This is a genomic window from Ruegeria sp. BG7, from assembly GCF_056535685.1.
Window position 1 is genome coordinate 2,867,227 of the sequence record NZ_JBQFIU010000001.1, and the last position, 23,404, is coordinate 2,890,630.

General features: G+C 56.9%; 26 protein-coding genes. 18 read left to right on the top strand and 8 right to left on the bottom strand.

The features are described 5' to 3' along the window. Positions 1 to 204: 204 nt before the first annotated feature. Positions 205 to 666 (top strand): hypothetical protein, encoded by a 462-nt coding sequence (locus tag ACR3EH_RS14270; protein WP_171091651.1) that lies wholly within the window; start codon positions 205 to 207, stop codon positions 664 to 666. 178 nt (positions 667 to 844) lie between these two features. Further along, the gene (locus tag ACR3EH_RS14275) at positions 845 to 2,647 is read left to right on the top strand and encodes a hypothetical protein (RefSeq protein WP_171647779.1); all 1,803 of its coding nucleotides are present in this window, start codon (positions 845 to 847) and stop codon (positions 2,645 to 2,647) included. Between the two features lie 7 nt (positions 2,648 to 2,654). Here the strand turns inward: ACR3EH_RS14275 and ACR3EH_RS14280 are convergent, their stop codons facing one another. Then, entirely contained in the window at positions 2,655 to 3,779 is a 1,125-nt protein-coding gene (locus ACR3EH_RS14280) for a beta-ketoacyl-ACP synthase III (RefSeq protein ID WP_171647869.1), read from the bottom strand. A 159-nt stretch (positions 3,780 to 3,938) separates the two neighbouring features. On the opposite strand from ACR3EH_RS14280, the gene ACR3EH_RS14285 reads away from it, so the two are divergent. Genes ACR3EH_RS14285 through ACR3EH_RS14295 form a run of 3 tightly spaced genes read left to right on the top strand, consistent with a single transcriptional unit; the run spans position 3,939 to position 8,493 of the window. Beyond that, positions 3,939 to 4,406, top strand: a complete 468-nt coding sequence (locus tag ACR3EH_RS14285; protein ID WP_171675647.1) for a MarR family winged helix-turn-helix transcriptional regulator — start codon at positions 3,939 to 3,941, stop codon at positions 4,404 to 4,406. Further along, a complete protein-coding gene (locus ACR3EH_RS14290; RefSeq protein ID WP_171091644.1) occupies positions 4,403 to 5,440 on the top strand; it encodes an efflux RND transporter periplasmic adaptor subunit in 1,038 nt (345 codons plus the stop codon). The genes ACR3EH_RS14285 and ACR3EH_RS14290 overlap by 4 nt, the downstream gene beginning before the upstream one ends. 11 nt (positions 5,441 to 5,451) lie before the next feature. Next, complete coding sequence (locus tag ACR3EH_RS14295; RefSeq protein WP_171186369.1) at positions 5,452 to 8,493, top strand: efflux RND transporter permease subunit; 3,042 nt, start codon at positions 5,452 to 5,454, stop codon at positions 8,491 to 8,493. Positions 8,494 to 8,722: 229 nt separating this feature from the next. Here the strand turns inward: ACR3EH_RS14295 and carB are convergent, their stop codons facing one another. After that, a complete protein-coding gene (gene carB / locus ACR3EH_RS14300) occupies positions 8,723 to 12,067 on the bottom strand; it encodes a carbamoyl-phosphate synthase large subunit (RefSeq protein WP_171186367.1) in 3,345 nt (1,114 codons plus the stop codon). Positions 12,068 to 12,245: 178 nt separating this feature from the next. Here carB and ACR3EH_RS14305 point away from each other — a divergent pair, with 178 nt between their 5' ends. The 4 genes from ACR3EH_RS14305 (at position 12,246) to aspS (ending at position 16,498) form a co-directional block, all read left to right on the top strand. After that, entirely contained in the window at positions 12,246 to 13,373 is a 1,128-nt protein-coding gene (locus tag ACR3EH_RS14305; RefSeq protein WP_171186675.1) for an aminodeoxychorismate synthase component I, read from the top strand. After that, positions 13,328 to 13,975 (top strand): aminotransferase class IV family protein, encoded by a 648-nt coding sequence (locus ACR3EH_RS14310; RefSeq protein ID WP_171186365.1) that lies wholly within the window; start codon positions 13,328 to 13,330, stop codon positions 13,973 to 13,975. The genes ACR3EH_RS14305 and ACR3EH_RS14310 overlap by 46 nt, the downstream gene beginning before the upstream one ends. Beyond that, positions 13,972 to 14,643 carry a CPBP family intramembrane glutamic endopeptidase gene (locus tag ACR3EH_RS14315; RefSeq protein WP_371732086.1) on the top strand — a complete coding sequence of 224 codons (672 nt, stop codon included), beginning with the start codon at positions 13,972 to 13,974 and terminating at the stop codon, positions 14,641 to 14,643. Before ACR3EH_RS14310 ends, ACR3EH_RS14315 begins: the two co-directional genes overlap by 4 nt. Positions 14,644 to 14,722: 79 nt before the next feature. After that, positions 14,723 to 16,498 (top strand): aspartate--tRNA ligase, encoded by a 1,776-nt coding sequence (gene aspS, locus ACR3EH_RS14320; RefSeq protein ID WP_171186363.1) that lies wholly within the window; start codon positions 14,723 to 14,725, stop codon positions 16,496 to 16,498. A 180-nt stretch (positions 16,499 to 16,678) separates the two neighbouring features. Here aspS and ACR3EH_RS14325 read toward each other — a convergent pair whose 3' ends face one another. Beyond that, positions 16,679 to 17,398, bottom strand: coding sequence for a response regulator (locus tag ACR3EH_RS14325; protein ID WP_171186361.1), 720 nt, complete (start codon positions 17,396 to 17,398; stop codon positions 16,679 to 16,681). A gap of 136 nt (positions 17,399 to 17,534) precedes the next feature. Here ACR3EH_RS14325 and mce point away from each other — a divergent pair, with 136 nt between their 5' ends. Then, a complete protein-coding gene (mce, locus tag ACR3EH_RS14330) occupies positions 17,535 to 17,939 on the top strand; it encodes a methylmalonyl-CoA epimerase (RefSeq protein WP_170384716.1) in 405 nt (134 codons plus the stop codon). A 24-nt stretch (positions 17,940 to 17,963) separates the two neighbouring features. Continuing rightward, entirely contained in the window at positions 17,964 to 18,236 is a 273-nt protein-coding gene (locus tag ACR3EH_RS14335; protein ID WP_171091626.1) for a DUF1467 family protein, read from the top strand. 7 nt (positions 18,237 to 18,243) lie between these two features. Here ACR3EH_RS14335 and ACR3EH_RS14340 read toward each other — a convergent pair whose 3' ends face one another. After that, complete coding sequence (locus ACR3EH_RS14340) at positions 18,244 to 18,942, bottom strand: EI24 domain-containing protein (protein WP_171186360.1); 699 nt, start codon at positions 18,940 to 18,942, stop codon at positions 18,244 to 18,246. Next, positions 18,939 to 19,517 carry a nitroreductase family protein gene (locus ACR3EH_RS14345; protein ID WP_171186358.1) on the bottom strand — a complete coding sequence of 193 codons (579 nt, stop codon included), beginning with the start codon at positions 19,515 to 19,517 and terminating at the stop codon, positions 18,939 to 18,941. The genes ACR3EH_RS14340 and ACR3EH_RS14345 overlap by 4 nt, the downstream gene beginning before the upstream one ends. Positions 19,518 to 19,652: 135 nt before the next feature. Between ACR3EH_RS14345 and ACR3EH_RS14350 the strand changes: the two genes are divergently transcribed. Then, positions 19,653 to 19,928 carry a DUF167 domain-containing protein gene (locus ACR3EH_RS14350; protein ID WP_171675649.1) on the top strand — a complete coding sequence of 92 codons (276 nt, stop codon included), beginning with the start codon at positions 19,653 to 19,655 and terminating at the stop codon, positions 19,926 to 19,928. Here the strand turns inward: ACR3EH_RS14350 and ACR3EH_RS14355 are convergent. Further along, positions 19,916 to 20,164 (bottom strand): hypothetical protein, encoded by a 249-nt coding sequence (locus ACR3EH_RS14355; protein ID WP_050604775.1) that lies wholly within the window; start codon positions 20,162 to 20,164, stop codon positions 19,916 to 19,918. The two genes, ACR3EH_RS14350 and ACR3EH_RS14355, sit on opposite strands and share 13 nt — an antisense overlap. Before the next feature lie 121 nt (positions 20,165 to 20,285). Between ACR3EH_RS14355 and ACR3EH_RS14360 the strand changes: the two genes are divergently transcribed. The 5 genes from ACR3EH_RS14360 (at position 20,286) to ACR3EH_RS14380 (ending at position 22,224) form a co-directional block, all read left to right on the top strand. Continuing rightward, a complete protein-coding gene (locus tag ACR3EH_RS14360) occupies positions 20,286 to 20,993 on the top strand; it encodes a M48 family metallopeptidase (RefSeq protein ID WP_171186354.1) in 708 nt (235 codons plus the stop codon). After that, positions 20,990 to 21,358: a YigZ family protein gene (locus tag ACR3EH_RS14365; RefSeq protein ID WP_171675651.1), complete on the top strand. Its 369-nt coding sequence runs from the start codon at positions 20,990 to 20,992 to the stop codon at positions 21,356 to 21,358. Before ACR3EH_RS14360 ends, ACR3EH_RS14365 begins: the two co-directional genes overlap by 4 nt. Before the next feature lie 70 nt (positions 21,359 to 21,428). Continuing rightward, positions 21,429 to 21,680: a DUF6455 family protein gene (locus ACR3EH_RS14370; RefSeq protein ID WP_171092012.1), complete on the top strand. Its 252-nt coding sequence runs from the start codon at positions 21,429 to 21,431 to the stop codon at positions 21,678 to 21,680. Between the two features lie 14 nt (positions 21,681 to 21,694). Next, complete coding sequence (locus ACR3EH_RS14375) at positions 21,695 to 21,964, top strand: DUF6455 family protein (RefSeq protein WP_171091614.1); 270 nt, start codon at positions 21,695 to 21,697, stop codon at positions 21,962 to 21,964. Then, positions 21,964 to 22,224, top strand: coding sequence for a DUF6455 family protein (locus tag ACR3EH_RS14380; protein WP_171091612.1), 261 nt, complete (start codon positions 21,964 to 21,966; stop codon positions 22,222 to 22,224). Before ACR3EH_RS14375 ends, ACR3EH_RS14380 begins: the two co-directional genes overlap by 1 nt. Here the strand turns inward: ACR3EH_RS14380 and ACR3EH_RS14385 are convergent, their stop codons facing one another. Then, a complete protein-coding gene (locus tag ACR3EH_RS14385; protein ID WP_171091611.1) occupies positions 22,225 to 22,467 on the bottom strand; it encodes a CDGSH iron-sulfur domain-containing protein in 243 nt (80 codons plus the stop codon). It abuts the gene before it with no gap. 229 nt (positions 22,468 to 22,696) lie between these two features. Between ACR3EH_RS14385 and ACR3EH_RS14390 the strand changes: the two genes are divergently transcribed. Next, positions 22,697 to 22,885: a hypothetical protein gene (locus tag ACR3EH_RS14390; RefSeq protein ID WP_170346096.1), complete on the top strand. Its 189-nt coding sequence runs from the start codon at positions 22,697 to 22,699 to the stop codon at positions 22,883 to 22,885. 109 nt (positions 22,886 to 22,994) lie between these two features. Here ACR3EH_RS14390 and ACR3EH_RS14395 read toward each other — a convergent pair whose 3' ends face one another. After that, complete coding sequence (locus ACR3EH_RS14395) at positions 22,995 to 23,354, bottom strand: hypothetical protein (RefSeq protein ID WP_171186350.1); 360 nt, start codon at positions 23,352 to 23,354, stop codon at positions 22,995 to 22,997. Positions 23,355 to 23,404 lie beyond the last annotated feature (50 nt).

Genomic DNA, 23,404 nt, shown 5'->3' on the forward strand with positions numbered 1-23,404 from the left:
CAAAACGCAGCGAGGCCAAACAATACCACCTCGCAATCACTCATTACCGGCTTGAACTGCCGCCACTCACTCACAAAATCCCCCGCTTATCTGAGGGATAGTCAATGTATGACATTTCAATTATGACTCAGTTATGGGAAATTTCCCGACGCTTTCCCCCGTTTGGACATCGGGCGGGCGTTTGCAGGTAACAAAGGTAAAAAAATGGCAGATATCGGGGCCTATCTGAAGAAGCACACTGAAGCATTGGTCAAGGACGTCGGAATCGAGGCGGCATGTGAAATTACGGGGAAATCGAAGGCCACATTAGGGCGATATTACTCCGACAATGCTGAACATGCGGACAGATTCATGCCTGTGGATGCAGTGGCTCGCCTTGAAAATGCAGCGTCTTATCCGCATGTGACATCTGCTTTGGCTGACCTGAAGAACATCACTCTTTCATATGGTGATCGCAACTCGGATGAACCGCGCACAGGTGGTGTAAATTCGGATGTGATCGCGCTCAGCCAGCGGTTTGCGATGCTGATGACAGAATATCAGGCTGCTATCGAAGACGGAATAATTACCGTGAACGAGGCCAAACGGCTGCTGAAAGAAACCAGTCTGTTGCAACAGGTCCTGATCGAGATGAAGCTGCATCTCGAAGAAGAAAGCGTCAGCTGAGCCTATCGTCTTAGGTGAGTTCTCGCGCACTGGCTGAAAACCGCCGGTTGCTTTGGCATCATGGCGTGACACTGATTTTCGGTCAAAACATGGTCCCACATGGTGCAGCGTGCCTCAATTCAGTCACGCCCATGCGATAGAAGTCTGGCGCAGACAGTGCTGTCGAGGATCAAAAAGCATGCAGACATTGCAAAAGCGTTATAGCAGTTGCGCCGACCCGGTGGTTCGGTGGGCTTTCCTGTGCGCCTTTGCGATGCTGGTGGTCCTAATGACGCTCAGCGGCCACTACGAAGGGTCTGACGATGTGATGCGTTGGGTTGGTGTGCGCGACCTTTTGGCGGGGCAGGGCTGGTTTGACCCCTATCAGCATCGGTTGGGACCCGACGACGGCACCTTGATGCATTGGTCGCGTTTGGTCGATGCCCCGATTGCCGGGCTCTATAGTGTGCTGAGCGCGGTCATTGCTCCGGAAATCGCCTTTCAGATCACGGCCTTTGCTTGGCCTGCGCTGTTGGCCTCGCTAACCCTTTGGGCTTTTGCAGTAACAGGCGGTGTGTTGGGTGGACGTGAGGGCGCTATCTCGGCTTTGGTTATCGGAGTTCTGACACTCGAACACTCTCGCAAGTTCGATTATTTCTCGTTCGATCATCACAACCTTCAGATCCTTCTCTTTGCAGCGGCGCTTGCATTTTTTGTTCTGCGAAAAGACAGGTCTTATGCTGCAGGGCTGCTAGGCGTTTGCCTGGGGCTTTCAGTGTCCGTCGGTACCGAGTCGATCCTTCAGGTCGCCCTTGTCGCTGTTTTCTGCGCCATCGACTGGATTGCCAATGGTGCCTCTTCCCGTAAGCGCACAATGACCTTCGCGACTGCGTTGACAGCGACACTTGCGCTGACCAGCTTTGTCACAACCGGTCGAGAAGGGTTTTTCTACCCGAGCTGTGACGCACTGACCCTGAGCGTGGCCCTGCCCGCAAGTGTTGCCGCGCTTGGGCTATTGGCTGCAGCTTGGATCGGCTCTGGCTGGTCGGTTCCGGGTCGGTTCGGGGCCTGCATGGCGCTTGCTGTGGTGACACTTGCCGTTGCGTTTGCGTTTGCCCCCCATTGTCTCAGCAATCCAATTGACGCTCTGCCCCAGGATATGCGGGATTACTGGTTGAGCCAGGTGGCTGAGGCTCAGAATATCTCGGTCGTGCTCGAGCGACACAGAGGTGAAGCCGTGGCTTTGATCGCCATGTCCATTCTTTCGATGGGCGCGGCACTTGCCTTCGCCGCAAGATCGCAGGCCAGATTGGACTACACCTTGTTTTTGGTCCTGATTGCTGCCGGATTCGTCGTGTTCCTCTACCAGACCCGGATGATGACCTTCCTGAGCGTTTCGCTTGTTGCGGTTCAGGCACAGATTCTCCGCGTGCTTTATGTGTCTTACGCGCGGGATCGCCGAATGGCTGCCGGTCTGGCGATGGTGGCGTTTGTAATCAGCGCCTCGCCCAAAGTGGGCATTAGTTTGGAAAAACAGATCGGCGCGCTTTCTCAACCCTCGTTCACCGCTTCGGCTGCCGCTGTTGGACAGGATGCGTCAGAATCAGGGGCATCTTGCCGTACACAGCACGCTTACGCGGCTTTGCAAAGTCTGCCCAGCGGCATGATTCTGGTTGATTTCGACTTCGCCGCGCATGTGTTGCGATTTACGGACCATTCGGTTCTGGGCGGAAACTACCATCGGAATCAGGCCGGAATTCTGGCGCAAATTGACCTGTTCCGGGTCGAAGCCTCGCAAGCCGCGCCGCGCTTGGCTGAGCTGGGTGTCGACTACGTTATGCTCTGCACGTCAGCGCCAAGGGCTGAATTCTGGGCATGGGCGTCGGAAGGGCATGGCCTACAAACTCGGCTGGTCGAAGGCGAGGTGCCTGATTACCTCAGCAGTATTCAGGGCGCACCCGGCGCTGCGTTCCAGATTTTCAAGGTGACGGCCGAAAATTAGGCGTTGTTCAGGCGTGGCGCTTTACGATCACTGAGCCCACCGAATACCCGGCCCCGAAAGAACAGATCAAACCCAGATCGCCCTCTTGCAGGTCATCCGAATACTTCGAAAATGCGATAATCGACCCAGCGGATGAGGTGTTGGCATAATCCTGAAGGATGTTGGGTTGTTCATCCGCCTCTGGCGTGCGGCCCAGAACCTTTTTACCGATGAAATCGTTCATGGTTTTGTTAGCCTGATGCAACCAAAGGCGTTTCAGGTCGGTGTTCCCGACCCCTTCGGCTTCCATGTGATCACTGATGTGTTTGCTGACCATCGGCAGCACTTCCTTGAACACTTTTCGACCGTTTTGCATGAATTGCATGTCGCGTCGATCAATCATCCCATCCGGACGCGAGCGGCGCAGGAATCCGTTGTTGTTGCGGATATTGTTCGAAAACGTAGTCGCGCAGCGCGTTGACAGGATTTCGAAATGCGGGCCTTTGGCTTCTTCGATCCGTTCGATCAGGGTCGCCGTCGCCACGTCGCCAAAGATGAAGTGACAGTCTCTGTCCCGCCACTCCAGATGGCCCGAACAGATTTCGGGATTGACCACCAGCGCTGCGCGTACCGATCCGGACCGCACCATGTCCGCCGCTGCCTGTATGCCGAACGTTGCCGAAGAACAGGCGACATTCATGTCAAAGCCGAAACCATCGATGCCGAGTTCCTGCTGTATTTCGATTGCTATCGCTGGATAGGCACGCTCGTGGTTTGAGGCGGCGCAAATCACCAGGTCGACATCCGCGGCCGTACGCCCGGCTTGTGCCAGCGCTTTCTTGCAGGCATCAACCGCCATCTCGGTCATAATCCCGGGTTCTTCATCGCTACGTTGGCGCAGGGCTGGATGCATGACGTCGGGGTCCAGCACACCAGCCTTGTCCATCACAAAACGATTCTCGATCCCCGATGCCTTGACGATGAACTCTTCCGAGGAATGCTGCATCGGCTCGATCTGACCGGACGCGATGGCCTCGGCGTTCTTTTCGTTTTGTTTGTCGGCATAGGCGTTGAACGCTTGGACCAGTTCGGCATTGGTGATGACGTTCTGAGGCGTAAAGACACCGGTACCGGTGATGGCGGGGGTATACATGGCGAGCCCTGAATGTTTCGGATCTGCCCAAAATGCAGTCATGGTGTGATTTGATCAAGGTATGTTGACTTAAGGGAATGTGTTCACAAGTCTAACTTCATATCTTGAATAGTTCAGAATTCGAAGTATATGGCCCCCAGACTCGCGCGGAGACTACTTATGCAAGATGACACCAGCGTCCGGCTAAATCGCCTCAGCCACGAGATTCAGGCGATCATGGGGGTGTATGCCCTATACTGGAAGCTTGAAGAAACCTTTGACTGTATCGAAACAGATCTGACCCATCCAGAATGCCACATGTTGATCAAACTGGATCAGCCGAAACGCATGGGGGTGCTGGCCGCCGATATGCTGAGCGTCCCGTCCACAATCACTGCCACAGCCGACGCTTTGGAAAAGGCTGGCTATCTGACCCGCGAACGCGACCCCGAAGACCGCCGGGCCTGGCTTTTGGTGCTGACCGAAAAAGGTGAAGAGGCACGCAACATGCTGGTCAATGAGGCCGGAGGACTTTTCCACAGAGCCTCTGGTCTGAACAAAGAAGAAACTGCCGAATTCGCGCGCCTGGCGCGCAAAATCCGTGACAACGTTTTGAAAACGGGAATACCCGAGGGATTGAAGAAATGAAACTCCTGACCTCTATCGGCCTTGCTCTGGCCGTTCTGGCAAGCCCCATTGCCGCGCAAGACACTCCGAAACCAGTAAAGCTTATGCAGGTGCACGAAACGGCGCCGGGCTTTACCCGCCAGTTCTTTGGTCGCGTCGCCGCACGTCAAACCGTCGATCTGGCTTTTCAGGTTGCAGGCCAGATCGTCGAGATGCCTGTCAACGAAGGGTTTGTGATCCCGAAAGACGGCCTGATCGCACGTTTGGATCAGGAACCGTTTGAACTGCGTCTGAATCGGGCGCGGTTACAAAAGGAACAGGCAGATCGCACCGTTGCGCGCCTCTCACGTCTGCGGGGTACAGCGGCTAGCCAGGTGGCCGTCGATGATGCTGAGACCGAGGCGCAATTGGCTGCGATTGCCCTGCGCGATGCGGAATATGATCTGGAACATGCGACACTGACCGCACCTTTTGATGCGCTGGTCTCCAGCCGTGCGGTCGAGGCCTTCACCACCGTCTCGTCGGGTTCCCCCATCGTTCGCATTCACGACATGTCCGAATTGCGTATCGAGGTAGACGTTCCAGAAATCTTGTTCCAACGCTCGAACCAGAACGAAGACATCGCGATCACCGCAAAGTTCCCGGTTAGTGAAGAGGTCTTCCCGCTGGAGATTCGCGAATTCGACGCGGAAACCTCGAGCGTCGGACAGACTTTCCGCATCCAGTTCGGCCTGACACCACCCGAGGGCCTGCAGATCCTCCCTGGCTCGTCGGTCACCGTAAACGTTCATGTAAAGGACGAACGTAAAGGTATTGTCGTCCCGGCAACGGCTATTGTCGTTGATGCCACCGGTGAGCTGAGCGTCATGGTGTTCTCGCCGACCGGCGCTGATGAAGGCTCCGTTCGCCGTGTACCTGTGACCATCGAACCCACGCAAACCGGCGATATACGGGTTCTAACTGGACTTTCTGATGGTGACGAAGTTGTCGTCGCCGGAGGTGCTGTGTTGACCGACGGCCAAGCGGTGCGCCGGTTTACAGGTTTTGCGAATTAAGGGGCTGACGGATGAACATCGCTCGTGGCTCAATTGATCGGCCTCTGTATACTTGGCTGATCATCCTCATTGCCCTGTTTGGCGGCATCTGGGGTTTCCTGTCCTTGGGCCGGTTGGAAGACCCGGCCTTCACAATCAAAAACGCGGTTATCGTAACACAATACCCTGGCGCTACGGCGGAGCAGGTGGCGCTTGAGGTATCCGAGCCGCTTGAATCTGCCATTCAGCAGATGGGTGAAGTTGACGTTATCACCTCGGTCAACCAGCCCGGACAGTCTCTGATCGAGGTTGAGATCAAATCAACTTACGATGGAAGCGAATTGCCCGACATCTGGACCCGGCTCAGGGCCAAGGTGCGCGATGCCGCGCGTGGGCTGCCTTCCGGTGTTGGCCAACCTTACGTAAATGATGGTTTCGGCGACGTGTTTGGCCTGTTCTACGCCGTCACTGCCGAAGGGTTTTCCGACGCTGAAAAACATGAGCTGGCAACATTCCTTCGGCGCGAGCTGTTGGCCGTAAACGGTGTGGCGGACGTTGAGGTGCAGGGTCTGCCGAACGAGGCCATCTTTGTGGAACCGGATTTGGCGATCTCGGTCAACCAGAACGTGCCACTTCAGGCGATCAACGAAGCCATCGCCAATGCGGATTCGGTGAATTCCTCGGGTTCATTGCGTTCGGACAGCGACAGGACAACCATACTGACCGCCGAAGGCTCGGACAGCGTATCAGCCATTGCAGGTCTTTCGGTTGGCTCGCAGGGGCAGGTGATCAACCTGTTTGACATGTCCAACGTATATCGTGCCCGCCAGAACGACCCTGACATCATGATAAGATACAATGGGACCGAAGCCTTCACACTCGGCATAGCCGGGCTGTCCACGGAAAATATCGTTGAAGTGGGCAAACGGGTTGATGCCAAATTCGAAGACCTGAACACGGCCATTCCCTTTGGCGTCGATATCTTGCCGATCTATCAGCAGCACGTGGTGGTCGAGAAGGCTTCGAACGACTTTCTTGTAAATCTTGCCATGTCCGTGGCCATTGTGGTTGCTGTTTTGGGTATCTTCATGGGGTGGCGAGCCGCCATCGTAGTTGGCTCGACCCTGCTGCTTACCGTGGTTGGTACGCTCCTGTTCATGTCGTTATTCTCGATCGAGATGGAGCGAATTTCGCTTGGGGCCCTGATTATTGCCATGGGGATGTTGGTGGACAACGCTATCGTGGTAGCCGAGGGGATGCAGATCGCGATGTTGCGGGGCAAGTCCTCGCGCGATGCCGCCGAAGATGTGGCTTCGAAAACTCAAATCCCGCTGCTGGGGGCCACCGTAATCGGTATCATGGCCTTTGCAGGCATCGGTCTCAGCCCTGATGCAACAGGTGAGTTCCTGTTCTCGCTGTTTGCGGTGATCGGTATTTCTTTGCTGCTGAGCTGGGTGTTGGCCATCACCGTCACGCCGTTGTTGGGCCACTGCTTCTTCAAGCAAGGCAAAGAAGGTGAGATCGACGCCTACGGAGGCATACTGTTCCGCATCTATGGCGCGATCTTGCATTTTGCACTGCGGTTCCGGTGGCTGGTCGTTGCGGGCCTCATTGCCGTGACTGTTGCGTGCTACGCCGGGTTTGGACTTATGAAGCAGCAGTTCTTCCCCAATTCGAACACGCCTTTGTTCTTTGTGCATTACAAACTGCCGCAAGGCACGCCGATTGCACGTACGGCGCAGGACATGGCGGTGTTCGAGGACTGGCTGGCCGAACGTGAGGATGTGGTTTCGGTCACAACTTTCGTGGGGCAGGGTGCAACGCGATTCATGCTGACCTATTCGGCAGAAAAGCCGAACCCAAGCTACGGACACATGATTATCCGCACCGAAAGCCTTGAAGACATACCGGCTTTACAGGCGGATCTTGAGGCGTTCGGATCTGTTCAGTTTCCCGAAGGTGAGTTTGGAACCAAACGCCTGATCTTTGGTCCTGGCGGCGGTGATCCGATCCAGGCTCGGTTCTCGGGGAGTGATCCGGTTGTCCTGCGTCAGCTTGCGGACGAGGCGGTGCAGCGTATGGCTGCAGCATCGCCGAACGCGCTGCTTGTCCACCACGACTGGCGTGAACAGGAGCTGGCAGTACAACCGATCTATGCCACCGAACGTGCGCAAACTGCCGGCGTCACGCGTGAAGACATCGCCGCGACACTGCAATTCTCGACCGACGGCATCACCGGTGGCGTGCTGCGTGAACGTGATCGTCAGATCCCGATCATTCTGCGCCGCCCGGCCGATGGCGATTATTCGATTGTCGATCAGGTGGTTTATTCGGATCAGACCGAGCGGTTTGTCCCAATCGAACAGATGGTTGATGGGTTCGAGTACAAGTCGCTCAACACACTTGTTCACCGCCGCGACCGTGTTCTGACGATCACCGTCGGAGCAGACATTCCGCCCGATCTGACGGCGGCTCAGGTCCATGCCGAAGTCCGCGACGCCATCGAAGCCATCGAACTGCCCCCGGGCTACAAGATGGAATGGGGTGGAGAGTTCGAAGACTCGCGCGATGCGCAGGAAAGCTTGGGCAAGCAATTGCCGCTGAGCCTGCTGATCATGGTGCTGATCTCGGTCCTGCTGTTCAATGCGATCCGTCAGCCGATCATCATCTGGCTGCTGGTGCCGATGTCAGTGAACGGCGTGGTCATCGGCCTGCTGGGAACAGGGCTGCCGTTCACGTTTACTGCGCTGCTGGGTCTACTCAGCCTGTCAGGTATGTTGATCAAAAACGGCATCGTTCTGGTCGAAGAGATCGACCTTGTCCGCGCCGCAGGCAAACCTCTGCGTGAGTCTATTGTCGAAGCTTCGGTCTCTCGTTTGCGTCCTGTGATGCTGGCGGCAATCACGACCATTCTGGGTATGGCACCATTGCTGACAGACGCATTCTTTGTCTCGATGGCCGTGACGATCATGGGCGGGCTGGCCTTTGCCACCATTCTGACAATGGTCGCAGCACCCGTCTTCTACCTGCTGTTTTTCAAGCGGGATGAAAGACGCGAGGCGCAAGCAGCTTGAAGTCAAGGTGCAACCGGGTCCGGCTGAACTCCCAGACCCGGTTGCATCAAATTAATGGAACAAACGGCACATCACAGGCGGCCAGAATTGTGAGTGCAGCGAGAACCAGAATTGTGCGCATTATTCGTACTCCTGAGTTCTGCAAAAAATGCGCGCCCGCTGATTTTTGGTCAACGGGCGCGTATCTTTAGGATCTTGAATGAGCCGATTGTAGCTCAGGCGACGTGGATCACCCCTGCAGCGACTTCACCTCTACATCCCCTTCGGCCTGCGCCTTGATCGCTAGCGCGGCGGCGTTGGCTCCGGCGGCGGTGGTGAAGTAGGGGATTTTGTCATACAGCGCGATTGAGCGGATGGCCTTGCTGTCTTCGACCGCCTGCGCGCCTTCGGTAGTGTTCATCACCAACTGCACCTGACCGTCTTTCAGCATGTCCACCACATCCGGGCGGCCTTCGTAGACCTTGTTCACAACCTCACAGGCAACGCCTTGTTCGTCCAGCCAGCTTTGTGTGCCGCGGGTCGCCACAAGCGTAAAGCCCTGGTCCACAAGAACCTGCGCCGCTTCCAGCATTGCGTTCCCTTTGTCGGCATCCTTGATGGAAATGAACGCCCGCCCCGAGGACGGCAGCACCATCCCCGCGCCCATCTGCGCCTTCAGGAAGGCGCGCGGGAAGTCGCGGTCCCAGCCCATGACTTCACCGGTCGAACGCATTTCCGGGCCCAAAATGGTGTCAACGCCAGGGAAACGAGCGAAGGGCATCACAGCCTCTTTCACCGAGAACCACGGCATATCCGGGTCGGCCAATGTCATCTGGTCCGCGATCTTGGTGTCCTGTCCTTCCTTGTAGGCAGGGCGCATCGGGAAGTTCGACAGTTTCTCGCCCGCCATCACCCGCGCGGCGATCGAGGCAATCGCGCTGTCGGTCGCCTTGGCCACGAATGGCACGGTGCGTGAGGCGCGCGGGTTCACTTCGATCAGATAGATCTCATCTTCCTTGATCGCGAACTGCACGTTCATCAGGCCAACAACGTTCAACGCTTTGGCCAGCTTGAACGCCTGATCCTTGATCTGGTCGATAATCTCTGCGGACAGCGAATAGGGCGGCAGCGAGCAGGCCGAGTCGCCCGAGTGAACGCCAGCCTCTTCGATATGCTGCATGATGCCCGCGACGTGGACGTCAGTTCCATCGCACAGCGCGTCGACGTCCAGTTCCACGGCACCGGCCAGATAGCTGTCGAGCAGGACGGGGCTGTCGCCCGAAACCACAACGGCCTCGTTGATATAGCGCCGCAGCTGATCCATATCGCGCACGATTTCCATTGCGCGGCCGCCCAGCACGTAAGAGGGGCGAATGACCAGCGGGAAGCCGATTTCTTCAGCGATCTCAAGCGCCTGTTCGTCGGTAGACGCGATGCCGTTCTTGGGCTGCTTCAGGCCCAGTTCGTTGACCAGCGCCTGGAACCGTTCGCGGTCTTCGGCCAGGTCTATGGCGTCCGGGGTGGTTCCGAGGATCGGAATGCCTTCGGCCTCAAGCGCGTTGGCAAGTTTCAGTGGTGTTTGGCCGCCGAACTGAACGATGACGCCGTGAAGCGTGCCGTTTTCCTGCTCTTTCGTCAGGATTTCCATGACGTGCTCAAACGTCAGAGGCTCGAAATACAGACGATCCGAGGTGTCATAGTCTGTCGAGACCGTCTCGGGGTTGCAGTTGACCATGATGGTTTCATACCCAGCTTCAGTCAACGCGAAACAGGCGTGGCAGCAGCAGTAATCGAACTCGATGCCCTGACCGATCCGGTTCGGGCCGCCGCCAAGAATGACGACCTTTTTTCGGTCTGACGGGCGGGCTTCGCACTCAACTTCACCCATCATCGGGGCCTCATAGGTCGAGTACATATAGGGTGTCTGCGCCTCGAATTCGGCGGCACAAGTGTCGATGCGTTTGAACACGGCTGAAACGCCCAGATTGCGGCGGGCGCGGCGGACGTTGTCTTCTTCACGGCCGGTCAGGTTGCCCAAACGAGCATCGGTGAAGCCCAGCATTTTCAGCTTGCGGATACCGTCTTCGGTCATCGGCAGGCCGTCCTTGCGAACCTGACGCTCGGCCTCGATGATCTCGCGGATGCGGGCCAGAAACCACGGGTCGAACTTGGTGACGCCAAAGATCTCGTCATCGGTCAGACCATGACGCATCGCTTGCGCGATGGTGCGCAGGCGGTCAGGTGTCTGTTGGCTGATCGCCTTGATCACGGCAGCCTTGTCGTCGGCTTCGTCCCACACGCCCACGTTCAGGCCGGGGATTTCGATCTCATCAAAGCCTGTCAGACCCGACTCCATCGAAGCCAGCGCTTTCTGCATCGATTCGTGGATGGTGCGGCCAATAGACATGGCTTCGCCCACCGATTTCATCGCGGTGGTCAGGTAGGGCTCAGAGCCGGGGAATTTCTCGAACGCGAATTTCGGGATCTTGGTGACGACATAGTCGATGGTCGGTTCAAACGACGCGGGAGTGACCTTGGTGATGTCGTTGTCCAACTCGTCCAGCGTATAGCCTACCGCCAACTTTGCGGCGATCTTCGCAATCGGGAAACCGGTTGCTTTGGAAGCCAATGCCGAAGACCGCGACACGCGCGGGTTCATCTCGATCACGACCATACGGCCGTCATCTGGGTTGATCGCCCACTGCACGTTCGAGCCACCGGTCTCGACCCCAATCTCGCGCAGAACGGCGATCGAGCCGTTGCGCATGATCTGGTATTCTTTGTCGGTCAGCGTCAGGGCAGGGGCCACGGTGATCGAGTCACCCGTATGCACGCCCATCGGATCAACGTTTTCGATGGAACAAACGATGATGGCGTTGTCAGCAGTGTCGCGGACCACCTCCATCTCATACTCTTTCCAGCCCAGAAGGCTTTCATCGACAAGGATCTGGTTGACGGGCGAGGCATCCATGCCCGAACGACAGAAGTGGATGTAATCTTCGCGGTTATACGCCACGCCACCGCCGGTGCCACCCAAGGTAAAGGCGGGGCGGATGATGGCGGGCAGGCCAATCTCTTCCAGTTCGTCCAGCGCCATCTGCACGCCAGCATCCAGATCAGTGGAACCGTCTTCACGTTTGGGCGCGGTCACGATGGTCGCCTTGGGGTTTTCCAGTCCCAGCCGGTCCATCGCCTCACGGAACAGGGCGCGGTCTTCGGCCATTTCGATGGCGTCGCGCTTAGCGCCGATCATCTCGACACCAAACTTGTCCAGCACACCCATCTCTTCCAGTGCGAGCGACGTGTTCAGGCCGGTTTGGCCGCCCATTGTGGGGAGCAGGGCGTCGGGGCGTTCTTTCTCGATGATCTTGGCGACAACTTCGGGTGTGATCGGCTCGATATAAGTGGCATCCGCGAGACCGGGATCCGTCATGATCGTGGCGGGGTTCGAGTTCACCAGAATGACCCGGTAGCCTTCCTCGCGCAGCGCCTTACAGGCTTGAGCACCGGAATAGTCGAATTCGCAAGCCTGTCCGATAACAATGGGACCCGCCCCGATGATCATGATCGACTGAATGTCGGTTCTCTTCGGCATGGTCTGGCCCCTTCGATTTTGCATGAGTCGCGGGCACCGCCCAAGCGCCCAAATTGTCGTGCGTTATAGGGACCGCGCGAAAAGGTTCAAGGGGTATCGGAAACAGAAGCGAAATTGCCGCTTTCCCCCCTTTCCCTTGGCAGAGTATTCTCTATATCGCCCGACACGGCAAATGAGGATGCAATTGCGTATTCGTTTCGATCAAGGACCGGCCGGGCGTGGAACCCGGTTCGAGCGTCCGTCTCAAATCATCCGCGCGGATGTTGCGGAAGAGGTGCCCCAGGCTTTGGCGGCGCTTGATGACGTGCGCGCAGGTGGTTCCTGGGTGGCGGGGTATGCGAGTTACGAGCTTGGTTATGCGCTGGAACCCCGGTTGCTGAACCTGTTGCCCAAGGATCGCCGTCTGCCCTTGTTGTGTTTTGGGGTATACGACGCGCCGGATCGTGTTGCCCTGCCAGCAGCAGCAGGAGAGGTCAACACTTTTGAACCCCGTTGGGACGAGGCACGTTATACGCAGGCGTTTCAGGCCGTACACGATGCTATCGGTGCTGGCGACATTTACCAAGCCAACTTGACCTTTCCGATCGATCTGACGGTCTCGGGCGACAGTGAAACGCTGTATGCAGCGCTTGCTGCAGGGCAACCGGTTGGCCACGGAGCGTTAGTGCAACAGGACGGATTGCCCGATTTGCTTAGCCGGTCGCCCGAACTGTTCTTTCGCACAGATGAGGCGGGCAAGATCGAAACCCGCCCAATGAAGGGCACCCAACCGCGCAGCGACGACCCGGAAGAAGACGCGCAGCGCCGGGCCTTTCTGACCACGGACGAAAAGAATCGCGCCGAGAACCTGATGATCGTTGATCTGTTGCGCAACGATATCAGCCGTGTGGCTTTGCCCGGATCTGTTCACGTGCCCGAGCTGTTCAAGGTCGAGACCTACGCCACTGTGCACCAGATGGTTTCGCTGGTGCGTGCTCAGTTGCACAAATATGTAGGGCTGGGTGAGATTCTGACAGCGCTGTTTCCATGCGGTTCGATCACAGGCGCACCCAAGATTCGCGCGATGGAAATTCTGGCCGACCTGGAACCCTGGCCGCGTGACATCTATTGTGGGACTATCGGGTGGGCCGCGCCGGATGGCCGGTCCGAGTTCAATGTGGCCATTCGTACCCTGATGCGAGAGGATGATCACGCCACGCTGAATGTGGGTGGTGGTCTCGTTTGGGACAGCACCGCCCCTTCAGAATACGAGGAGGCGCTATGGAAAGCCCGCTTTGCCCGTCAAATGAGCCTGATTTCCGCGTAATCGAAACACTGGCTTTCCGGCCGGATCAGGGGTTTGTGCGGCAGGACCGCCATCTGGCGCGTATGGCCCGCACGGCACGGGTTTTCGATCTTCCGTTCAACTTGGATGCCGCAAGTGAGACCTTGGCTGCTGCCGAAGGGGATGCGCCACTACGCTGCCGACTGACGCTGGGTTCGAGCGGCGCATTCGAACTGACGACTGGCGACTTGGCTGAAAACCCGCCGATTTGGCGCGTGGCCGTGTCCAAAGAATGTCTGGCATCGAATGACCTGTGGTTGCGGCACAAGACCACCCACCGTGCGCTGTATGACAAGGCACGTGCCTCGCTTCCGGAAAACACAGACGAGCTGTTGTTCCAAAACGAACTTGGCGAGCTGTGCGAAGGCACCATCACCAACCTGTTTGCTGAAATGACCGATGGTCGGTTTCTGACACCTGCGCTGTCCTGCGGGTTGTTGCCGGGTATTTTGCGTGAAGAGCTGCTGGATAAAGAAACAGTGACCGAGGCCGTGCTGACCTTGACCGATCTACAGAACGCGCGGACTGTGTATATGGGCAATTCATTGCGCGGGTTGATCCGGGTGGAGCTGATAGATACGTGACCAAAGAAAGCACTTTGATCGGCCCGCCTGTGGCGCTGTTGCGGCTGCGGCTGGAGTTTGGGCTGTTCTATATCGGACTGCCACTGCTGATTGCTGTACTCTTTCCGCCTAACTGGATGTTTCCGGCGCTGTTCGCGTTGACCGGGCTTGGCATTGTTTTGCTGCATCAGACACCGGGCTTTCAATGGTCCGAACTGCGGTATGAGTGGGCCAACTGGTCCTTTCGAGAAGTACTGCTGTTCACGGTTGTTATGGCCGTCTTCTGTACCGGCCTGATCCAGATCACGCGCCCGGATGCGGCGTTTTTCCTGGCTGTTCACCGACCCGAGATGCTGGTCTTTATCTGGATTGGCTATCCGCTTTTGTCAGCCCTGCCGCAAGAGCTGCTGTTCCGTCCTTTGTTTTTCCGCCGCTATCACGCGATCCTGCCAGACGGACGCGCGGCCTATTTGCTGAATGCGGCCATATTCTCGTTCGCGCATCTGATGTACTGGAGCTGGATCGTCGCCGTGATGACCTTTGCGGGCGGGCTGCTGTTCACGTGGGCGTACCGGCGGCGCGGGTCGTTCTTTTTTGCAGTGCTGTTGCACGCAATCGCGGGCAATATCATCTTTGCAGTGGGGCTGGGTGTCTATTTCTACTCGGGCAACGTGCAAAGGCCGTTTTGACGGGGCGACGCGCCTTGACTTTCCGGGCCTGACAGGGTGTATCGGCGCGACGAATTCTGCGCCCGAAGGGATATGATCCATGCACGCCTATCGCAGCCACACCTGCGCCGCTCTGACCGCCGCCAATGTCGGTGAAACTGTCCGCCTGTCCGGCTGGGTGCATCGGGTCCGAGATCACGGTGGCGTGTTGTTTATCGACCTGCGGGACCATTTCGGCGTGACGCAGGTACTGTGCGACGGCGACAGTGCTGCTTTTGCCGAGTTGGAGAAAGTCCGGTCCGAGTGGTGTATTCGCATCGATGGCACTGTAAAAGCTCGCGATGCCGACTTGGTGAACCCGAAGCTGCCGACCGGCGAGGTTGAGGTCTATGTGCGTGAGCTGGAAGTGTTGGGTGCCGCCGACGAACTGCCGCTGATGGTGTTCGGCGATCAGGAATACCCAGAGGAAACGCGCCTGCGCTATCGCTATCTGGACCTGCGCCGCGAAGCGATGCAGCAGAACATGACTCTGCGGTCGGACGTTGTTGCATCCATGCGTAAACGCATGTGGGATCAAGGCTTCCGCGAGTATCAAACGCCGATCATCACAGCGTCGTCACCCGAAGGCGCACGCGACTTTCTGGTGCCCTCGCGCCTGCATCCCGGTAAATTCTACGCTTTGCCGCAAGCGCCTCAGCAGTTCAAGCAGCTGATCATGGTGTCTGGCTTCGACAAGTATTTCCAGATCGCGCCCTGTTTCCGTGACGAAGACCCGCGTGCTGACCGATCGCCCACTGATTTCTACCAGCTTGACCTTGAGATGTCCTTTGTCGAGCAGCAGGATGTGTTCGACACGATCCAGCCTGTTCTGACCGGCGTGTTTGAAGAATTCGGCGGTGGCCGCAAGGTCGATCAGGAGTGGCCGCAGATTTCCTACAAGGACGCGGCCCTGTGGTACGGTACCGACAAGCCCGACCTGCGGAACCCTATCAAAATGCAAGTGGTCTCGGACCACTTCCGCGGGTCTGGTTTTGCAATCTTCGCAAAACTGTTGGAGCAGGACGGCACCGAAATCCGCGCCATCCCCGCACCAACCGGCGGCAGCCGCAAATTCTGTGACCGCATGAATGCGTTCGCCCAGAAAGAGGGTCTGCCGGGGATGGGGTATATCTTCTGGCGCGATCAGGGCGAGGGCATGGAAGCTGCTGGTCCTCTGGCCAAGAACATCGGCCCCGAGCGCACAGAAGCGATCCGTCAGCAACTGGGTCTAGGCGTGGGCGATGCCGCGTTCTTCCTGGGCGGCAAGCCGAAAGCTTTCGAAAAGGTCGCTGGCAAGGCCCGCGACGTGATCGGCGCGGAACTGAACCTCACCGAGAAAGACCGCTTTGCCTTTGCCTGGATCGTGGATTTCCCGATTTATGAGCAGGACGAAGAAACTGGCGCGATCGATTTCGAGCACAACCCGTTCTCGATGCCGCAGGGTGGCATGGAGGCACTTCAGGGTAACCCACTGGACGTGCGCGGATACCAGTATGACTTGGCCTGTAACGGGTATGAGCTGGTCTCGGGCGCGATCCGGAACCACAAGCCTGAGATCATGCTGAAAGCCTTTGAACTGGCGGGGTATGGCGAGGATGAGGTCAAGTCCCGCTTCGGCGCTCTGTTTAGCGCCTTCCACTATGGCGCACCGCCGCACGGGGGCTGCGCGGCAGGCATCGACCGGATTGTTATGCTGTTGGCCGATGAGGCCAATATCCGCGAAGTCATGATGTTCCCGATGAACCAGCGTGCCGAAGATCTGATGATGGATGCGCCCTCTGATCCAACTTCGGATCAGTTGATGGAGCTTGGTCTGCGCATCATCCCTCAGGACTAAGAACAATCGCCCGCATTAAGCGGGCGATTTTCATTTGGCGGCAGGAAACGTTCGGCGTATCAGTCCAGCGGGTTTTCCAGATGATCCCGATTGACCCGAATACTGCGTGCTGTCTGGCGCGTCTGACGATAAGCCCAGACACACAGAAGTGTTGCGGTAATGAAATAAGCCGTAATCATTTCAAATCGCTTCCCGCCGTTCCAATCGGTTCTGCACCATCCCAGCGACTTGCGCTGCCTGTGCTGTGAGCGGTGCCCCGCTTGCGCGTGACAGAGCCAGTTTGCGCGCGGCTTCGGTCAGCGGTTTATCTCCTGCCTCTCGTGCGACGCCTTGAAGGAACTGGGCGGCATAATCAAGGGTGTGTTGATCGTTGGGTCCGGTCAGGAAATCAGCGATATGGGCCATGTCATCCTGATAGGCCAACGGGTCCGGTTGGATGACCTCGTCCCGGATTGCATGTAACCCGCTTGGACGCCGATCCTCGGGCAACCGCTCCAGAATGGATTTCTGAAAGTAGGACATTGATTTTAGCGGCTTGGCCAAAAATCCATCCGCCCCGGCAGCCAGTGCTTGACTTTCGTTGGTATCATCGCCTGACAGGCCCATGATGACGCTGATACGGGGCGTTGCCTCGGACAGTTTGGCGATCAGGTCGGCCCCGGATCCATCTGGCAGACCCATATCGATCAATATGACCGAGGGGCGATAGATCTGCAGGTGCCGTCGGGCCGACTTTAGACAATCCGCGCGGCGAATACGTGCGCCGCTGTGTAGACACATAAGTCGGATTGCGTCGCACGCGTATCGGCTGTCTTCAACAACCAAAATGGTCTGACCCAGCAAGGGCCGCGTTGCAGTGGGCGTGACGGTGGTGGTGGCAAGTAGGCCCGAATCGTCCATGGCAGCTCTCCTATCCAGCAGATGCCTCACGCTAGGAACTTCTGGCTAACACGACGTTAACGCGCGATTTGGCGCACTTGTCCTTTGGCCTTACAGCCCCCATAACCCATGAAACGCAGGACATCAGGAGTGAGATATGATTGGACGTCTGAACCACGTCGCCATTGCCGTGCCGGATCTTGAAGCAGCTTCGGCGCAATATCGCAATGCGCTGGGCGCCAAGGTCGGTGCACCGCAGGACGAACCGGATCACGGCGTCACGGTTGTGTTCATTGAACTGCCCAACACTAAAATCGAGCTTCTGTATCCGTTAGGTGATGACAGCCCGATCAACGGCTTCCTGGAAAAGAACCCGTCGGGCGGCATTCATCACGTATGCTATGAAGTTGAGGACATTATCGCCGCCCGGGATCATCTGAAGGAAACCGGTGCTCGCGTTCTTGGCTCGGGCGAGCCCAAGATCGGGGCTCATGGCAAGCCGGTTTTGTTCCTGCATCCAAAGGACTTCAACGGCTGCCTTGTCGAGCTTGAGCAGGTATAACCCCCCAGCGCCGGAGGGCTTGAAATGACCATCACTGCCGCACTTGTACTGTTCGCCGTCATCTGGTTTCTGACACTGCTGATCGTGCTGCCCGTTCGCATTAAAACACAAGGCGATCTGGGCGATATCGTTCCGGGCACTCATGCTGGTGCCCCGGAAGTGCATCACATGAAGAAAAAGATGTGGATCACGACCGGTATTTCCGTGGTTTTGTGGGCCATCATTGCCGGTATTATTTTATCGGGACTGATCTCGGTCCGGGATTTCGACTGGTTGAACCAGCTGGAACCCCGCTGACCTAATGTCAGGCCCGTGGGCCTGACACTGCGTGATAAATGTGGGTGAACGTGGCTGCACCTATAATTGGAATCGCCAGATTGACCAGCGGCACCGACAGCGGAACTGCCATCAAGGTACCCGCCACCCAGATCATTGTTGAATGCTTGGCGCGCAACTTTCGCGCGCCGTCACGCCCGACCCGGCGCATGGCTGCCAACGTAAAATATTCCCGCCCCAGCAAGAAACCGTTCATCGCCCAGAAGATAAAGGGCGCCAGCGGGGTGAAAATCGCATAGAGAATGAACGCCAGCAGGTTGGCGACAATCAGCACGCCAAGAAAGCTGAGACCGTCCATAAGTGCTTCGGACACTGGGATGCGCCGCGCGGGTGGCAAGGTTGGAAAATGCTTGTCCTCAACTGCCTGGGCCACTTCATCCAGAAAGATCGACGTGATGGCCGAGGCCACAGGCACCATCAGGAAAACCGGCAATATCAGGACCAGCACGATTCCGGAATAGTTCAGAACGTCATTCAGCCAGGGGACAGCACCGATGAAGGGCAGGGAAATCTCACTGCCTGACAACCAGTTGATCAACCAGATTGCCCCGGCACTGGCAGCGATCAGGAGCAGGATCGTCAATCCGACACCCCGTAATAAGACCCCCCGGAATTTTGGGTCTCCGATCTGGCCAAGTGCGTTGAAAAAGGCGTTCAGGATTGTCATTCGCTGAGCCATTCCGTCAAGGTCGCCACATCAGGTCGGGGGCGCTCGGGCGGGGCCGATCCTTCGGTCGCGATATGGATCAACCCGGCCACGCTTTCGTTGTCTGCCAGTCCAAGCGCCTGGGTGCAGAAGTCGCGGTCATGGGTTTGCCAGCCCGATAGCCAGTTTGCGCCCCATCCTGCCGCCAGCGCAGCATTCAGCAGGGCCAGACAGACAGCTCCGGCAGAATAGGTTTGCTCAATTGCGGGGATCTTTTCGGACGGTTTTTGCACTTCGATCACCGCAACCGCCAAGTGCCCCATGTCGAACTGGCTGCGCGCTTTGGCGATGTCCTCGGGGCTTTTCCCCAGCTTTTGACCACATGCTTCGGTCAAATCTGCCAAACGCGGCATGGCACCCTTTTCCAAAACGATGAAGCGCCAAGGCTCTAACTTGCCATGATCGGGGCTGCGTGCAGCAGCGGTGAGCAAGGGCAGCAATTCGTCCCGTGTTGGGGCCGGAGCAATCAATGTCTTGGCGGGGCGGGACCGGCGCGACAGTAAAAACTCCAGAGCGGCGGGGCTTTTCAGGGACATATGTTAACTTCCTTTACATCACGACTCTGTATCTTGGTTGGCAACCCGCCCGATTCAAGGGTGTGCCGATACATTGCGTGGATCATTTTCATTCCGACGCCTGTCATGCAAGGTTTTGAAGAAAAAGGGGTGACAATGGCGAAATCCAAACTGCGTGATCTGCCCGATCTCAGCGCGCTGGCAACGCCCGGGAGGGTATTCAGCGTCAAGGTGACGCCCAAGGCAGCGCGGGATCGAGTGATCTGTGAAAAAGATCAGATCAAAATGTTTGTCACGGCCCCGCCCCAGAACGGTAAGGCCAATCATGCAGTTCTGAGTTTGCTCGCCAAGTGTCTTGGAGTTGCCCCTTCGACGCTGACGCTGAAACAGGGGCAGACCGCGCGAAACAAGGTGTTTCTCTATGACCCCTGAGGTCCGGTTTCCCGTATCTGATAAACGCCTTCGGGCAGGTCCAGCGCGGCAGCCAGATCGCGTACCTGTTCCGGCGACAGCGTGATCTTCTGAACCTGTTCTGTGCGTGGATCCAGCTGCTCTAGCGTAACGCATTCGGCGAAATTGTTGATCACGACATCTTCCTGCAAAGGTTTTTCACCTTCGTCCACAAGCGTAATGACCGTCGAGTCGAATTCATGCTCAATCGAAAACATGTGTCCACAGTGCAAGTCGCCGAGACGCAATGCAAGCCGTTCCTTGCCAGCGGCGCGGTGGCATCAGCTGACGGGGCGTACTATGTTGAAATGGCGGCCCGATTGGCCCAAAGGATGTAACATGCGCAGATGCTTTGTTTTACCGCTGTTCCTGCTGTTGTCGGCCTGTGCACAAGGTGTCTTCAGTGTACAATCGCCCGAGGACTGGCTGGGTGATGCGTCGGGTGCCGAACCGACGGCGCAGACCTTTCAGCAGGTTAGCCAGGCTGTTGGTGCGGAAGCACGAAAACAATGTCTTAAACAACCCAGACGCCAGAATTGTGAGTTCAGGATCCTGGTTGATCTAAACCCGCGAGCACCGGCAAACGCGTATCAGACTTTGGACGAAAACGGGCAGCCGGTGATTGTTTTCACGCGGTCTATGATCCGGTCCGCGCAAAACGCGGATGAGCTTGCCTTTGTCATGGGTCATGAAGCGGCCCATCATGTGTTGAGGCACATTGCCCGGCAAAGTGAAAACGCCAGCGCCAGCGCCGCAGAATTCGGCAGGCGAGAACAGTTGCGCGGCGGTGATGCAGCCGCCATAGAAGAGGCGCAAAAGCTGGGGGCCAAGGTTGGTGTTCAGGCTTACCTGAAGGATTTCGAGCTGGAGGCAGACCAGTTGGGTACGATCATCACCTACAATGCTGGATACAACCCGTTGGTTGGGGCGAAGTTTTTTGAGCGGATTCCGGATCCTGGCGACAAGTTTCTGGGAACCCACCCGCCCAATGAGCAGCGCGTTCAGATCGTGCTTGAAACCGCAGCACAGTTGGGTTTGACACAGTGAGCGGCCTTGTGCGTCTTGGGGTGATCCTGACAGACCGCGGTTCGAAATATGCGGTATCCGGGGCGGCAGTTGCTTCGCGGGCCGAGATCGACAGTGTTCTGAATGATCTGAAATCGGACAAAACCTATGCCAAGGCGACCCACAACACGTGGGCCGCGACTCTGCCGACCGGCGCGCTTAAGGCGGATGATGGGGAAAGCGGGGCGGGTATGGTGATCCTGCGCATGATCGAACGGGCGGAATTGCAGAACCATGTGATCATTGTCACCCGTTGGTATGGCGGCAAGAAACTGGGCGGCGACCGGTTTCGCAGGGTTCAGGATGCGACCCGCGCCTATCTGGATCACATCGGCGTCCAATCTTGACCTGTGTCAATGTTTGAAGGTGCAAATTCGCTACCTTTTTGCCAAAGCGCGAAAGGGAAAGGAAAACACTATGCCCACCCGAGAGACCCTGCGACTGCACGCCGGTTTGGTGGACGATATGGCCAGCATGCTGGACATTGATCTTGAAGAAGCGGCCATTGGCGGTTCGGTTTCAGTGGATCAGATTTCCGAGGCAGTTCTACGGTGCACCGACTGCCCGAACCCACAGCATTGTCAGGCTATGTTGAGCCAGGCGGCAACCGCACAGCGGGCGCCTGAGTATTGCCGGAACCAGGAATTACTCCATAAATTAATGCCTTAACCTAAAGGTTTGCCATGCCACGTCTAGGCAACATCATGACCCATTTGCGGCTTGTGCTGCGAATGGGGCAAGCCACCGGCACTGATCTGGCCGGGGCATACCGCAAAGGTCATTTGAATCACGAAGAATGGGCCGAGATCGTACAACAATGCCGGGGTTGCGCCTGGGCTCATGACTGCCCGGAATGGCTGGAGCAGAGGGGCCAGATCGATGAAGCGCCAAGCAGCTGCCCCAACCGAGAGCGATTCGCGGCACTTAAGGCGCAACAGCTGGAGAACGTGTGATGGCACAGGTCCCGCTGGGCGAAATTGAAAAGCATTTCTGGCTAACGCGGTCTGTCTCGCGATGTATGGGCATTTCATTGACCGAGGTGATGGCGGACGGTCGTTTGACACCAGAGGGCTATGCAGAATTGGTCACACGGTGTCGGGCTTCAAGTTGTGACGGCCAATGCGCTTTGTGGCTGGCTGATCAACAGGCATTGGTCGAAAAGGCCCCGGATTTTTGCGCAAATGCCGAGACCCTGAATGGTCTGAAGACCTGATCACAATTTACTATGGCTGCCATCGCATAGCGGTTGCTTTGCGCTATGTTTGCAAGCGCAGAAAAATACTTTTTTACTGGCATCTGCCGTATATTTTATTGGTTCAAATGCGCTGTCTTTGTGGGACCCGTCGCAAAACGGCTGTCGCGCAGATTTTCCACATGAGCACCAAAAATAGGTCTTCCCTTCGACAACCTCGACCGGAATCGGCGATTTTTGGGCAATGTTTGGCGCGTCTGACATGTGGCTTCTCCGTCTTTGGCTGATGTCGTGACAACAGTGTAGAGCAGTACTGCCAAAAAGGTAGCTTCGAAGCGGTAAATGCCCTTTCCCAAAGCTAAAACCGGCATGGAATCGCTTTGACTCACAAAGACGTGATCGATTCAGTTGCCAGATCGAAGCTCAGCCCGTATTCTGGATGTGGCCCCGAAAAGTTGGGCAATATCAGAAAAGTAATAGAGGATTGACGGACATGAAACTGAAACTCGCTGCCGTTGGCGCATTTGCCCTGATTCTGACTGCTTGCGCGCAGCAGGAAGAACCGACACCTGTTTATGTACAGCCCAGCTATGACAAAGCCGGCACACCCAGCTGTCCGGGCGGCTATGAGCTGGCGACAACCGAAGCAGGCCAGACTGTCTGTAACCCGGTTACTCAGTAAGCTTTTTGCAGGCGGTCCTGGATGGGGCCGCCTGTACCATTGCTCGATAGATGGCCGCCTTTGAGGCGGTTTTTTTATTGCAGGTAGTCAGTGTGTGCCGTTCAGCGGTTCAATATTTCCTGAAGCCGTATTTGTGCTTGAACCTCAATGAGTTGAACTTATGCCGTTTGATTTGCCCGTAGGGCACACGACCGATCACGCGCCGTTTCGGTGGGTAAAAGCGATAAGTTTTGTGGTGCTTTTTGTGGTGCACCTTCGGCTGTTTGACATGTGCTTTGGATTTTGGCGCAAGATAATAGCGCTTGATCTTGAGGTGGCCGGTCTTGAGAAAGCTAAGCTGCTTATCGCTGACCGCGATCAACCCGTTTGGGCCGCCCGTCGCCGTTTGCGCGGAAGAGGGCACTGCTAGACATAACGTGGCAATCAGGAACACCACGCTGTTCAGGCCGATTTTGACCTTTCCAGACATGAAACCCTCCGTGTATGGATTTCAGTCTAAGATCGCGTCTTTAGGTGCGT

What these genes read in the sequence shown, in the direction of transcription:
- ACR3EH_RS14270 (WP_171091651.1), top strand. Translation starts at nt 205, where the DNA reads ATGGCAGATATCGGGGCCTATCTGAAGAAGCACACTGAAGCATTGGTC.
- ACR3EH_RS14275 (WP_171647779.1), top strand. Translation starts at nt 845, where the DNA reads ATGCAGACATTGCAAAAGCGTTATAGCAGTTGCGCCGACCCGGTGGTT.
- ACR3EH_RS14280 (WP_171647869.1), bottom strand. Translation starts at nt 3,779, where the DNA reads ATGTATACCCCCGCCATCACCGGTACCGGTGTCTTTACGCCTCAGAAC.
- ACR3EH_RS14285 (WP_171675647.1), top strand. Translation starts at nt 3,939, where the DNA reads ATGCAAGATGACACCAGCGTCCGGCTAAATCGCCTCAGCCACGAGATT.
- ACR3EH_RS14290 (WP_171091644.1), top strand. Translation starts at nt 4,403, where the DNA reads ATGAAACTCCTGACCTCTATCGGCCTTGCTCTGGCCGTTCTGGCAAGC.
- ACR3EH_RS14295 (WP_171186369.1), top strand. Translation starts at nt 5,452, where the DNA reads ATGAACATCGCTCGTGGCTCAATTGATCGGCCTCTGTATACTTGGCTG.
- carB (WP_171186367.1), bottom strand. Translation starts at nt 12,067, where the DNA reads ATGCCGAAGAGAACCGACATTCAGTCGATCATGATCATCGGGGCGGGT.
- ACR3EH_RS14305 (WP_171186675.1), top strand. Translation starts at nt 12,246, where the DNA reads ATGCAATTGCGTATTCGTTTCGATCAAGGACCGGCCGGGCGTGGAACC.
- ACR3EH_RS14310 (WP_171186365.1), top strand. Translation starts at nt 13,328, where the DNA reads ATGGAAAGCCCGCTTTGCCCGTCAAATGAGCCTGATTTCCGCGTAATC.
- aspS (WP_171186363.1), top strand. Translation starts at nt 14,723, where the DNA reads ATGCACGCCTATCGCAGCCACACCTGCGCCGCTCTGACCGCCGCCAAT.
- ACR3EH_RS14325 (WP_171186361.1), bottom strand. Translation starts at nt 17,398, where the DNA reads ATGGACGATTCGGGCCTACTTGCCACCACCACCGTCACGCCCACTGCA.
- mce (WP_170384716.1), top strand. Translation starts at nt 17,535, where the DNA reads ATGATTGGACGTCTGAACCACGTCGCCATTGCCGTGCCGGATCTTGAA.
- ACR3EH_RS14335 (WP_171091626.1), top strand. Translation starts at nt 17,964, where the DNA reads ATGACCATCACTGCCGCACTTGTACTGTTCGCCGTCATCTGGTTTCTG.
- ACR3EH_RS14340 (WP_171186360.1), bottom strand. Translation starts at nt 18,942, where the DNA reads ATGACAATCCTGAACGCCTTTTTCAACGCACTTGGCCAGATCGGAGAC.
- ACR3EH_RS14345 (WP_171186358.1), bottom strand. Translation starts at nt 19,517, where the DNA reads ATGTCCCTGAAAAGCCCCGCCGCTCTGGAGTTTTTACTGTCGCGCCGG.
- ACR3EH_RS14350 (WP_171675649.1), top strand. Translation starts at nt 19,653, where the DNA reads ATGGCGAAATCCAAACTGCGTGATCTGCCCGATCTCAGCGCGCTGGCA.
- ACR3EH_RS14355 (WP_050604775.1), bottom strand. Translation starts at nt 20,164, where the DNA reads ATGTTTTCGATTGAGCATGAATTCGACTCGACGGTCATTACGCTTGTG.
- ACR3EH_RS14360 (WP_171186354.1), top strand. Translation starts at nt 20,286, where the DNA reads ATGCGCAGATGCTTTGTTTTACCGCTGTTCCTGCTGTTGTCGGCCTGT.
- ACR3EH_RS14370 (WP_171092012.1), top strand. Translation starts at nt 21,429, where the DNA reads ATGCCCACCCGAGAGACCCTGCGACTGCACGCCGGTTTGGTGGACGAT.
- ACR3EH_RS14375 (WP_171091614.1), top strand. Translation starts at nt 21,695, where the DNA reads ATGCCACGTCTAGGCAACATCATGACCCATTTGCGGCTTGTGCTGCGA.
- ACR3EH_RS14380 (WP_171091612.1), top strand. Translation starts at nt 21,964, where the DNA reads ATGGCACAGGTCCCGCTGGGCGAAATTGAAAAGCATTTCTGGCTAACG.
- ACR3EH_RS14385 (WP_171091611.1), bottom strand. Translation starts at nt 22,467, where the DNA reads ATGTCAGACGCGCCAAACATTGCCCAAAAATCGCCGATTCCGGTCGAG.
- ACR3EH_RS14390 (WP_170346096.1), top strand. Translation starts at nt 22,697, where the DNA reads ATGAAACTGAAACTCGCTGCCGTTGGCGCATTTGCCCTGATTCTGACT.
- ACR3EH_RS14395 (WP_171186350.1), bottom strand. Translation starts at nt 23,354, where the DNA reads ATGTCTGGAAAGGTCAAAATCGGCCTGAACAGCGTGGTGTTCCTGATT.